At 71.0% G+C, this 12471-nt stretch carries 7 protein-coding genes; 6 read left to right on the forward strand and 1 reads right to left on the reverse strand.

Going from position 1 to position 12471, the window contains the following annotated elements:
• The first annotated feature begins 25 nt into the window (after positions 1-25).
• From ACTWNK_RS08055 to eccB, 6 genes are all read left to right on the forward strand, one after another.
• Entirely contained in the window at positions 26-1489 is a 1464-nt protein-coding gene (locus tag ACTWNK_RS08055; RefSeq protein WP_474303226.1) for a WXG100 family type VII secretion target, read from the forward strand.
• Positions 1479-1937 carry a hypothetical protein gene (locus tag ACTWNK_RS08060; RefSeq protein WP_474303227.1) on the forward strand — a complete coding sequence of 153 codons (459 nt, stop codon included), beginning with the start codon at positions 1479-1481 and terminating at the stop codon, positions 1935-1937. Before ACTWNK_RS08055 ends, ACTWNK_RS08060 begins: the two co-directional genes overlap by 11 nt.
• 14 nt (positions 1938-1951) lie before the next feature.
• On the forward strand, positions 1952-3238 hold the full coding sequence (locus tag ACTWNK_RS08065; protein ID WP_474303228.1) for a hypothetical protein: 1287 nt from the start codon (positions 1952-1954) through the stop codon (positions 3236-3238).
• Between the two features lie 91 nt (positions 3239-3329).
• The gene (locus ACTWNK_RS08070) at positions 3330-4379 is read left to right on the forward strand and encodes a hypothetical protein (protein WP_474303229.1); all 1050 of its coding nucleotides are present in this window, start codon (positions 3330-3332) and stop codon (positions 4377-4379) included.
• 13 nt (positions 4380-4392) lie between these two features.
• Positions 4393-5166 carry a hypothetical protein gene (locus tag ACTWNK_RS08075; RefSeq protein WP_474303230.1) on the forward strand — a complete coding sequence of 258 codons (774 nt, stop codon included), beginning with the start codon at positions 4393-4395 and terminating at the stop codon, positions 5164-5166.
• A gap of 105 nt (positions 5167-5271) precedes the next feature.
• Positions 5272-6684: a type VII secretion protein EccB gene (gene eccB, locus ACTWNK_RS08080; RefSeq protein WP_474303231.1), complete on the forward strand. Its 1413-nt coding sequence runs from the start codon at positions 5272-5274 to the stop codon at positions 6682-6684.
• A 493-nt stretch (positions 6685-7177) separates the two neighbouring features.
• Here the strand turns inward: eccB and ACTWNK_RS08085 are convergent, their stop codons facing one another.
• Positions 7178-12136: an FtsK/SpoIIIE domain-containing protein gene (locus ACTWNK_RS08085; protein WP_474303232.1), complete on the reverse strand. Its 4959-nt coding sequence runs from the start codon at positions 12134-12136 to the stop codon at positions 7178-7180.
• Positions 12137-12471: the final 335 nt, after the last annotated feature.

The following is a 12471-nucleotide window of genomic DNA, read 5'->3' on the forward strand; positions in this document are numbered from 1 at the left end:
CCGTCTGACGGGGAGATGAGGACACATGGCAGGCGAGACGAAAATCGTTGTCATCAAGGACGCATCGTCGCCGCCCAAGCCGGGCCACGGAGGCGCGAGGCGAGCGCAGATCGAGGCTTGGATCAGGAGCGCCGACCCCGCGGCGATCGTGAAGGCGGGCGAGGCCTACACCGCCGCCTCCAAGCTCATCGCCGGTATCCAGGACGACCTTTCGGCGCATGCCAAGGCCCTGGCCGAGGTCTGGAAGGGCCCGAGCGCCGCCGAGCTGCAGTACTCCCTGCAGATGCTGCACGCCACGGCCGGTGAGCTCTCGGGCAAGATGACGATGATGTCCTCGACGCTGACCATGTACGGCAAGGAGCACCTGCCGGCCGCGATCAGGTCGCTGGACAGCATCGTCACCGCCGACACGCCCGCGCCGACCCACACGCCGAAGCCGGAGCCGGGCGCGGTGCCCACACCGCCGCCCACCAGCACGCCCACAGCCAAGCCCACCACGACCGTGCCGCCCGTGGTCACGGCGCCCAAGCCGCCCACCGCACTCGGCCCCGAACTGCTGCCGCAGGCCGCCGACGTCGAGGACGGCACCTGGCGGGCGCGCCAGGCGCTGCAACTGCTCAACGAACAACTCGTCGTGCTGTACGACCACTGGGTGCCGCCGTCGGTGACGTACTCGCTCGGCACCGTCGAGGTGAACCCGGCCACGCCTCCGGTCAAGGAGATCGTCTACCCCGAGAACGGCGGCAACAGGAACGGCAACGGCGGCGACTGGCGGCCGACCGGCGGCACCGGAAGCGGTCCCGGCTGGACCCCGGCGGGTCCGGGCAGCTCCACCCCTGCCCCCGGCCCGGGTCCGGCGGGCCCCGGAGTCGACCCGCCGGTCCAGGGCGGCCCGGGAACGCCGAACCCCGGCGGACCCGGCACCGACAACCCCGGCACCCCGGGCAATCCCGGTACGCCAGGCGCCCCCGGCAGTCCCGGCACGCCCGTCCCGACCCCCCAGGTTCCGGGCACCACCGCGCCCGCCGACGGCACGGCGCCTCCGGTGCTCGACGCGCGCACGACCGAGACGGCCGGGTACCAGCAGCCGCTCTCCACCCAGCCGACGACCGCCCTGCCGCACACGACCACCACGCCGAACCTCATCGGCACGCCCAACATGGTCGCGACGCCGAACCTGATCGGCACGCCGAACCAGGTGGGTGTCATCGGCACCAGCCCGATCGGCACGCCCGGCCCCGCCACCGCATACGGCGGCAACGGCGTGATCACCAACAACACCGTCTTCCCGGCGGGGAGCGGCAGGGGAGCGCCGTCCGGCATGAGCGGCATGCCGTTCATGCCGATGGGCGGTGCGCCTCCCCAGGAGCAGGGTGAGCAGGAGGCCGGCGCGAGCCTGTTGCGCGGCGACGCCAACGACTACCGAGGGAACGGGAACGTCGTGGATCCGATGATCGACCACACCAGGGAGGCTCGTCGTGGCGTTTGAGCTGGACCCCAACTGGCCCGGCCTCACGAAGGAGGACGACGCCGGCGCCAAGGGGCCCGAGATCAACTGGGGCAAGGCCCGCGAGGTGGCCAAGGTGCTGCACCAGCTGGAGCAGGTCCTGCGGCTGCCGACCACTCCTCCGGCGATGTCGGCCGGCCACAAGCCGGGCGACGAGCTGGGCGACGTGCCGAAGCCGCCTTCGGGGGCGGGATCGCTGGCCGACGTCAGGTACCAGTGCCTGCTCACCGAGGTGCACATGGGGGAGTGGCAGACCGCCAAGCAGTTCGGGGCCGCGGTCAACTCCGAGTACCAGATGCTCATCGCCGACGGCGGGCTCTATCCCACGGTGATCGACGACCTGGCCGACACGGTGAAGATGATCTACGACATGGCCGAGGCCGCCGAGCGTGCGAGCAAGGCCAACGAAGGCACACCCAAGCCCGTCTGAAAGGAGTTCGCACCGTGGACACGCGTATGCCCATGATGGACGAGCAGTTACCGCCGTCCATGATCGACTCCAACCTCAAGCAGATCAAGAAGTGGCTGGACGACACCCACCCGCCGACCGTCCAGCGCGCGGCCGACTACTTCCAGGCGGCTTCGGTCCTGCTGAACGAGGCCTCCCGCCAGCTCAAGGAGCAGGCCGCGAAGCTGAACGAGCACGTCAAGGGGCCCGCGGCCGTACCCATGCAGCAGAAGCTGCAACTCGTGGACGCGACGCTGCGCGAGCTGGCCAAGAAGATGGGGGCGATGGCCCCGCCCCTGCACGAATACACCAAGACGCTCGTCTCGGCCCAGCGCAATGTGGTCGAGGGCTTCGACGGCCTGGTCGCCAGGGACTCCAGGACCGACCGTGACATCGACTGGGCGGCGACGCTGTCGTTCTTCCCCTTCGGCGAGATGCGGCAGGAGGACAGGGCGGAGGCGCACTTCAAGCGGGTCAACGAGGAGATCGCCAAGCACTACGACCTGCTGCCGCCCGGGGTGACGGGGTTCGCCGGGCCGCGCCCGCAGCCGACGCCGCTGCCCTTCCTGCAGACGCCGCAGCTGCCCGGCGGTCCCAGCGGCCAGATACCGGGGGGCATCCCGACCATGGGGGGCCTGGACAACACCGGCCTGGACAACGCCGCCCTGAAGTCGCCCGACAACCTCGGCGGCCTGCCCGGCGGCAACCTCCCCGGCGGCCTGCCCGGCGGCCCCGACCTCAACGGCAACCTGCCGGGCAACGGCAGCGGTACGAACCTCAACCCGGGTGGCCTCACCACCCCCGGCCTCGGCGCCGACCAGAACCCCTACGGCCTCGACCCCAACGCCCTCGGCGCGAACGGCCTGACCAATCCCAGCCTGACCTCCCCCGACCTGCGCGGCACCCAGCTGGCCGCCTACCAGGAGCCGAACCTGTCCGGCCTGACCGGCGCCCAGGGCATCAACCAGACCGGGTACGGCAACGGCACCGGCGGCGTGCCCGGCTACAACGGCGTGGGCGCGGGCGGCACGGGTTCGGGATCCGGCCTGAACGGCATGGGCGCGAACGGCCTGCGCGCGGCCAACGGGCTGCCCGGGTTCGGCGGTATGCCGATGGCGGGCATCCCGCACGGCGGCCAGGGCGGGGAGCAGCAGGAGAGGGAGAACACCTCGGCTTTCGCCTACCAGGACGACGACGTCTGGGGCGGGCCCACCGGCAACACCACCGACTCCACCCTCGGCCGCCCATCCACCCAGGACGGCCCCCGCCTGCGCCGCACCTGACATCCGCGCGCCTGTGCTCTGGGAGACCAGGGCCTGGAGCGAGACCAGGCATCCACGAATCCAGGCACCCACGAGAAGGTGAACGAGGGACATGGCCGAGCAGAAGCCGCAGACCACGCCGACAACGCAGTTCACACAGTCGTTCCCGACGGCCATACCGAAGCCGCAGAACGAGCTCGCGTTCAAGGCGGAGTCGGTCAAGGCGCTCGGCGACAACTTCGGTAAGCAGGCGCCGGTGCTGAGCAAGCTCTCCGGCAGGATCGGCGCGATCTCGGTCTCGGGCGTCGGCTTCGGCGTGGCCGGTAGCGGCCTCAGCGACGCACACGAAACGCTGAAGGCCGGGCACGCCAAAACGCTGGGCAGTGCCAAGGAGGTGCTCGACTCCTGGGGCAAGGGCCTGCCCGCGATGGCGGCGAACTACGACAAGAACGAGCAGACCACCCAGCAACAGCAGCAGCAACTGGGCCCGTTCGGCACCGGAAATCTCGGTGGTCTCGGCTCGGGCGGCCTCGGCTCGGGCGGTCTCGGCGATCTGGGCGGGGCTCCGAAGCTGGACGGCCTCGACCCCAACGCCCTGAAGCCCTCCGACCTGCCGGGCGGCCTCAAGCCCGGTGACCTGCCGGACGGCAAGCTGCCGGACGGGAAGCTCCCCGACGGCAAACTCCCGAACGGCTCGCTGCCCAACCCGTCAGACCTGGGCAACCTCCCCAAGCCGGGTACGGCCGACCTCAACGGCATCAAGCCGCCGAGCATCGAGGACCTCAACCGCTCGACGCCGGGCGACGGGCTCGGCGCCAACGGCCTCGACCCTCGCCTGACCGGCCTGGCGGGCAACGACCCCAACGCACTCGGCCTGCAGAACGGCACGACGCTTCCCGGCCACGGGACCTATCCCGGCGACGGCTCGGGTACGAGTGCCGGACGCGGCGGCTCCGGCACCGGGGTCACGCCCGCCTCCTTCAACGGCAAGGCCGGTGCGAACGGCATGGGCGGCATGCCGTTCATGCCTCCCATGATGGGCGGAGGCGCGCCGGGCGCCAACGAGAAGGAGAAGGAGAGCGAGATCAACATGCCCGCGATCGACGAGGGCGTGTGGGGCGAAGAGGACTCCGCTCCCGCCCTGCTCACCCACGAGATCTGAGCGAGGACCTCTCATGGCCTACGAGTCCGGTCAGACGTTCTTCCTCTCCGGTCTGGCGATGGCGGGCAGCGCGGCGCTCATCCTGCGTACGCCCGCCGCCTTCTCGGTGTGCGCCGCCATCGGCACCCTGCTGGCCAACCCCGGCGACATCGCCAAGGCGGCGTCGGAGTGGCGTGATCCCCTGTCGGGCGGCTCGGACGAGATGGTCGAGCTCAAGGCGCAGGTCCGAACGCTGTACGACGGCATGGTGAAGAGCGGCGAGTGGAAGGGCCCGGCGTTCGACAAGCTGACCGAGGCGGTGACCGCGTTCGAGGCGTACTGCGACGAGGAGGTCCAGCACCGGCGCGGCGTGGGCGACTGCCTCGACCAGACCGCGCAGATCACCTTCATCGAGGGCATCGTGTGCTGCGTCATCGGCGCCGTCATGCTGGTGATCGCGCTCTGGACGCTGGCCGCGCGGATGTTCGGCTTCAGCGCGCCGCTCGCCGAGCTGAAGTCCTGGAAGGACACCGTCGAGATGCTCAAGAAGCTCGGCCAGATGTTGTGGAAGAAGAAGATGATGGTCCTCCTGGTGGGCGGCATGTTCTACGGCATCGCCCAGCTCCAGGAGCAGCAGGCCCAGCTTCTGCCGTTCATGAAGACCCTGCCCACGGGCACCTTCGAGGGCCCCGACGCCGCCCTCGTCTACGACCCCACGCAGAACACGCTCCAAGCCCAGCCCACCACGTTCGACCCCAGCACGCTCGGCAAGAGCCCCAGCATCGCCAGCATGCTGAACCCGCTGTAGGCGTCCGTGGTGTGGCAGAGGCACGTGGGGCGGGAGTGACGGAGCTTCTATGCTTCGGTGGCTCCATGCTTGTGTGGAGGTATGTCCTGACTCGGGGGAAGTGACGTGCAGACCCGCAAGGATCTTTACCAGGCGCATCGGCTCATGCAGCAGCGCCTGGGGATGGCGTTGCTGCAGGCGGAGCCCGATGTGCCCGAGCCGCCCATGCGCAGGCACACGGTGGCCATGTTCTGCGGCATCCTGCTCGCAGTGGTGGTCGCCGCCGGGTTCGGCATCTGGGGCATGCTGAAGTCCGGCGGTGCGACCAAGCTCACCGACCCCGGGCAGTTGCTCGTGGAGGAGGAGACCGGCGCCACCTACGTCTACAGCGAACAGCAGCAACGCCTGCTCCCTGTCGCGAACTACGTCTCGGGCAGGCTGCTCCTGGACACCGCCGACGTCACCGTACGCAATGTGTCGGCCGAGTCGCTGGCCGGGTTCGAACGCGGGAGCCGCGTGGGCATCGCCGGAGCGCCCGACTCACTGCCCAAACAGGACAAGCTCGTACGGGGCCCGTGGTCGGTCTGCGTCCTGGAAGGCGTGGCCCCCTCCGGCGAGCGCAAGCCGTACGTCACGCTCGTCGGGGGCACCGGGGTCGGCGGCGCTCCGCTGGGCGGCGACCAGGCGCTCGTCGTGCAGGACGACCAGCAGGCGTGGGTGATCTACGGCAACCAGCGCATGCGGGTGCCCGCCGAGAACGTACGCCGCCTGGCGGGCGGCGCTCCGCGCAAGGTGCCGACGGCCTGGCTGAACTCCATCCCCGAAGGCGTGCAGTTCCAGAGCCCCTCGATCACCGACCGGGGCCGCAAGGTCCAGGGCCCCGACGGAGGCGCGTCGGCCGTCGGCCGGATCTACAAGGTCCCGCCGACCACCGGCGACCAGCCCCGCTGGTTCGTCCTGCTGAGCGACGGCCTGTCCCCCCTCACCGTCACCCAGGCCACCATGCTCCTGGAGGACCCCGCCAGCAAGAAGGCGTACGGCAGGCTCGACGTCGCCCCCATCGAGGTCGACGCCGCCACCGCCAACGCCGCCCGCCTGTCCGCCACCAAACTGCCCGGCGGCCTGCCCCCCACGATGCCCACCGTCATCACCCCCGCGGGCACCTCACCCCTGTGCTCGGTCTTCTCCGCGACCCGCGCCGCCTCCGTCGCCTCCCAGATCACCGTCGGCGGCACCCTGCGTCCCGCTCCCGGCCGCATCGAAAGCGCCCAGAACTCGGTGGACCGCGTCATCCTCCCGCCCGGCACCGCCAGCATCCTCGTCCTTCTCCCCGGCGAAGGCCAGGTCCCTCCCGCCGGCCCGTACTACCTCCTCACCGACGAGGGCATCAAATACCGCATAGCAGCCGACCAAATCACCAAACTCGGCTACGACCCCACCACCGCCTCCCCCCTCCCCACCAACCTCCTCCACCTCATCCCCGAAGGCCCCACCCTCGACCCAGCCGAGGCCCACAAGCCTTTGCCCATCGGCAAGTGACCAGATTTGCCCATCGGCAAGTGACCAGACGGGAGGACGGCCGTGGGGGAGGACCGGAGAGGGGAAGGCCACTGACTCGCAGGCGCGGCCGAGTCACAAGCCCAGGTATTGCAGGACCGGGCATTTCAGGCTGTGGCATAACAGGACCAGGCATTACAGGCTGGGGCCTTGCAGGACCGGACCTTGCAGGACCGGGCGTCCTGCCTAGCGGTGAAGCGCCCGAATAGCAGGCCGAGGGCTCCTGCCTAGCGGTCAAGTGCCTGAATTGCAGGCTGAGGGCTCCTACCCAGAGGTCAAGACCATGGGAAGACGCGCTTCGGCGGAGCTGCAGCGCAGGGCGATGCGGAAACCTGACGGCCCCGCAAACGCGCTCACACCCAACCAAGCGAGCCCCTGCCCTGCCCCGCCCTGGCCTGCCCGGCGACTCTGGACCTCAAGCCTGCCCAGTGCCCCCGACAGCGCACGTGCGCTCTTCCATTGCCCAGCCTCGCCCTCACCCCGTAGGCAACTCCGGCAAAGCAGCCTGCACAGGACTGACATTCCCCAACGTGACCAACAGCCCACGCCCAGGAGGGCCGCCGGTCGCGCCGCGCGGAAGCCGTACGGTGAAGAGGTCGCCGTCCGCAGGGCTCTGGACGGCCAGGAGTAAGCCGGTGCGGGACTTGCGGGTCTCGGCGACGAAGCCTCGGTACGCGGTGGCCAGGTCTCCCGTGCTTCCCGAGATGATCAGGCCGTGCTCCCCGTCCCGGCCCGTGCGGAGGATCTCCTCAAGGGCCATGCCGAGCGGCCCGTCCGGATTGATCAGCTCGGCATCGTCGACGACCACCACGAACCTCTCCAGCCCGGCGACCAACTCCTGCAACCCGCTCCCATTGCCGTCGAGCACGGCGAGAGCCCCCTGAAGCTCACGTAACGGGCTGCGCCGAGGAACGATCGCCACGACCGGAGTACCGTGCTCGATCAGCGACATGGCCGCAGTCATCAGCACCGACGACCGCCCCGACCGAGGTGGCCCCGCGATCACCGCCCCCGGCCCCTGCGCCAGAAGATCGACACCCAACGGCGCCAGCGCGTCCCCACCGGCCCCGAGCAACGCCCAGAGCGGCGAAGGCGCACGGAAGCCAGGACTCAGCTCCAACGCCTGCGCCGCGGTGATCCGCAACGGCAGCGCATCCACCCGCAGCGGCCTCTCCCACGCCACGCCGGAAGCACCCTCCCCCGAAGGACGCGACTCCCCACGCCCTCCCCCCTCGGCCCCGTACGGCGCCGCATGCCGCTTCGACCGCCCAACGCCCTCGTCGTCAAGCCAGTCGGAGCCGGAGGAGACGGCGCTGAGGCGTCGGTGGGACTCCCTGGCCACAGCCTGCAGGGCCGCTACCTGTGCTGGGCCGGAGGGGTCGTCGGTCAGCAGGGCGATCTGGCTTTCGGTCAGGCCGTGTTCGCCGGTGGAGAGGGCTCGTCCGGGTGGCATGGCGGCGGGCAGGTCCTTGAGGGACAGACCGGCCAGGCCGTAGTCGGCGGGTTCGGCGAGGCGCAGCAGGAGGCGGTCGTCGAACACGGTCGAGACCTGCCCGAGCAGAGCCGAACGATCACCGGTCACCACGGCCCGCAACCCCACGGCCGGACCCTCACGCAGGATCTGCAGCAATACCTCGGTCAACCGCCCGTAGTCGTATCCCTCGAACGCGGCGACGAACCCCTCCCACCGGTCGAGCATCAGAACCAGCCAGGGCAGCCGATTTCCGGCCTGCCGATACTCGCCCAGCGAGGCATGCCCGGCCTCGGCCAGCAGTTGCTGCCGTCGGCCGATCTCGCCTCTGAGCCTGGTGAGCAGGCGTTCGACCCGGTCGAGCTGGTCTCGCGTGACGACCGCGCCGCAGTGCGGCAGGGCGACGAGCGGCAGCAGGGCGCCGGAGCCGCAGTCGATGGCATGCAGGTGGACGTCCGCAGGCGACGTACGCGCGCCGATACACCCGGCGATCGTCCGCAACGCCGTCGAACGCCCGCTCCGGGCCGACCCCGCGATCAGCAGATGGCCGCCGTGCGCCAGATCGATGACGAGCTTGCGCCGCCCCTGCTCCCACGGCATATCGGTCAGCCCGAACTCCAGGGGCTCCACCTCGCGCCAAGCGGAATCCGCCCACTCGTCCCTCTCGCTCGCCTCGGTGTCGAGCACGAGATGACCGGGCAGCGGCGTGAGCCACGGACTCGGCTGACGCGTCGCACCGGTCAGACGGGCGGCGTCGATCAGAGCCTCGGTGAGGATGGTCAGATCGGTGACCGGACTGCTCTCGGTCGTCTCCAGCGCGGCCGGGAACGGCTGGCCGAGCGCACGCCAGTTCATGTCGACGACGCGTACGAGCCCGCCGGACCGCGCCGCGCCTCCCACCGGCGAGGCGGCGTCGCGCAACGCCGGAGTGTTCGGGCTGCGACCCCCCACCCGAGCGGTCTGCACGGCCGACACGGCTCCCGCGCCCGACTTCACATAGCAGCGCCCCGGAGTCGCCTTCGAGATGTGCGCGGCGTCGGGCCGATCGATGACGTCACTGGACTCGGTCGCCTCCGTCACCCGCAGGGCGATACGCAGGGACGTGTTCGCCTGGATGTCGGCCGTCACGACACCGGCGGGCCGCTGGGTGGCCAGAATGAGGTGAATGCCGAGCGAACGCCCTCTCCTGGCGATGTCCACAAGCCCGGCGACGAAGTCGGGCAACTCACTCACCAAAGCCGCGAACTCGTCGATGACCAGCACCAGCCTGGGCATCGCCTCAGGCAACGGTGTCAGCCCCGACCCCGCTCCGACCGCAGCGACCGGAGCGGCCATGAACTCCCCGCCGCCGCCGCCGCCCTGCCGCTTGCTCCACCCGGCGCCGTCGCCCGCCGTACCTCCGGCATCGCCCCCGAACCCTCGGTCCGCGCCGTCCCCGCGGATGTCGGCGTCCCAGCCCGCCCCGTACGGACCACCGCCTCCGCCGCCGGACGAACCCGGAATGCCGGACGAGCCCGGAAAGAGCGAACGCGGGGAGCGTGAGCGAGGCAGCGAACGGCCTGCCAGCGGGGAGCGGGTCTCGGGCCGGCGGGGATCGTGGGTGACCTGCTGATGGAGGGCACGGCTGTGCAGCTCGTGGGCTCGTAGGATCCGGCCCCGGTTGTCCTGGTAGTCCTCGATGTCCTTGGCACCGACCGTGAGCAGAAGGCGTTCGCGGCGGCGGATCTCGGCGGCGAGCGAGGTGAGGGCGCGCTGGGTGAGATGGCCGTCGAGATCGCTGACCATGCCCACCGTGTGCGGCAGCAGCGCGCACTCCTTGAACGCCGCCCCGCCCTTGTAGTCGACCAGGACGAACGTCATCTCGTCCGGGCTGTTGGCCACCGCCAGTGCGCTGATCATCGTCTGCAGCAGCTCGGACTTGCCCGCGCCCGTCGTACCGGCGATGAGCGCATGAGGCCCGTCCACCCGCAGATCGACCGTGAACGGCCCCTCGGGCCCGGCCCCGATGAGCGCCCTGGTCGTGGGGCCCTCACTCCAGCGCTGCGCGAGATCGTCGGCGGAAGGGTACGGCATGCGCAGGAGGTCGAGCAGGCGCAGCGACTCGGGCAGGCTGCCCGAAGGGTCGTCCCTGCTGACGTCACGGATCGGCGAGAGGGCCCGGGCCAGCCGGTCGCACCAGGGCGGCGACACCTGGTCGATGACGATACGCCCGAGTGCGTCGAGGCCGCCGCCGCGCAGCCGCAGATGCCCGTCGGGAGCGCACGCCGCCACCGTGGCGCACTCCTCGGGCAGCAGGCGCTGGTCGTCGTCGAGCGCCAGTGTGTACACACCCGCGCGGGGTCCCTGGCGCAACACATGCGGCATACCGGGCAGACCGCGCAGAACCTGGGCTCCGTCGAGCACCACGAGGACGTCATAGGGCTGCTCGTCGTACGAGGCGAACGACGGCTCCTTCGCCGTGCCCGCATTGGCTCCGCCGCCGAGGTCGTCCCAGCCGGTGGGGATCTTGCTCATCCCGCCGAGCCCCGCACCCGAGCCCGCCGACCGGCCGAACGTCGACCCCCGCCCACCCGACCGGCCCGCCGTACCCAATCCGGGCAGGGCGGGCTCGTCCAGGCGTTCGTCGATGAGGGAGGCGAGCTCGGCGACGCGGCGGGCGGCGCTGTCGGGGTCGGTGCCGACGAGGGCCACACAGTCCTCACCGCCGTGGGGGGCGCAATGCGGCAGCCAGCGTACCCAGCTCCAGCGCTCACGGCCGTCGGCATGCGCGGACAGGACGACGATCGCCAGGTCGCGGGGGCTGTGCAGGGCGGCGGCCTGGCCGACGAGCCAGCTCACCAGGCCGGTCGTGGCGGCGCGTGGCCCGGTCACACCCGCGACGCCGAGCCTGCGCATGGCCAGGGCGACCGGAACGGCCTGGCACTCGGGTACGTCGGGCAGTGGCCCATCGCCCCCGCGTTCGGCGACGAACTCCAGATCGGCGGGCAGATCCGCGAGCCCGACCCTGAGGCGTAAGGCGTCGGGGTCGTGGCTGCGCCGCTCCCACAGGCGCCTGCGCGGGCCGGTCGCGGTCAGAAGCACCTCGGCGGGGTCGGGCGCTGCGGCCCTGCGCGTCACCTCGTCGGCCTTCGTCGCCTGCTCCACCTCGTCTTTGAACACCTGCATGCGCTCGCGGTACTGCTTCATCGCCTGGCGGTACTGCTTGCGCCCGTGCCGCTTGTCGCTCGCCCACTGGCCAATCATGATCAACGGCGTCATCAGGGCGAACAGGATGAACATCCAGTTGTTGAACACGAACACCATCGCGATGCCCAGCACCGCCGGAAGGCACGCCGCCAGCAGCTGCAGCCGCATCCCCTCATTGCGCTTGGGCTCCGCCGGAACCTCGTACCTGCGCTCGACCTCGGGCCGCTTCAACCTCGGCGGCCGGTTGTACGCCAGCCCGCCGTCGTGCAGCGGATCGAGATGCGCGTCGGGCGGCTCGATCGCATTGAGCGAGAAGATCGACGCCCCACACACGAGCAACGCATGCTCAGGCCAGTCCGCCGCCTCCCCGAGCGCCACCCCCGCCAGCGTCGCCACCTCACCGTCCTCACGACCGTCCGCCCGCCGCGCCTCGTGCCCCTTGTCGCTCCTGCTCTCCTTGGCAGGCTTGGCTTTCGCGGGCGCCGTCTTCGGTACGGCGGGGCGTGGGCGGGTGGTGTGGTGGTGCGGCTCCACGGTGATCGACTCGGGCGTGATGCGGATGGTCGCGGCTTCGGGGTCCAGGGTGGGGTCCGCAGGCACCGATACCGTGCACAGGTCGTCGGAGCCGATCGTGTGCACCCCGAGGCCGAGCCGATGCACCGATCCGGCCCCTGGACCGCCTACCACCCGGACCTCGGCGACACCTTCCGGCTCCTCGATGATGGTCGCCTTGGCCAGGCGTGCGTCGAGCGTCACCCGGTCGCCGTCACGCAGCACGGCCCTGGCGGGGGCGCGGGGGTCGACCTCACGCCCGTTGCGCCACAGTCGCGGGCCGTCGTAGCTGAGGGCGTCGTTGTGGGAGGAGGGCGGGGGAGCGGTGAGTGGGGGCGAGGTGGGTGGGGTGGAGGGGGTGGTTGAGGTGGAGGGGTACGGGTCGGTGGGCTGGGGGCGGGCGGTGCCGGTGGGGGGACGGGAGACGGTGCCTGGGCGGGGGCGGGAAGCGGTGCCCGGCTGAGGGGGGCGAGTGGTTGAGGGCCTGGGAGGCGGGGGGCCCAGCCAGGGGTCATGGTCGGGGTCGCGGTGGTGGTCGTGGTCGTATGGTGCGTCGTGGG

Source organism: Nonomuraea sp. IBHARD001 (assembly GCF_056106265.1).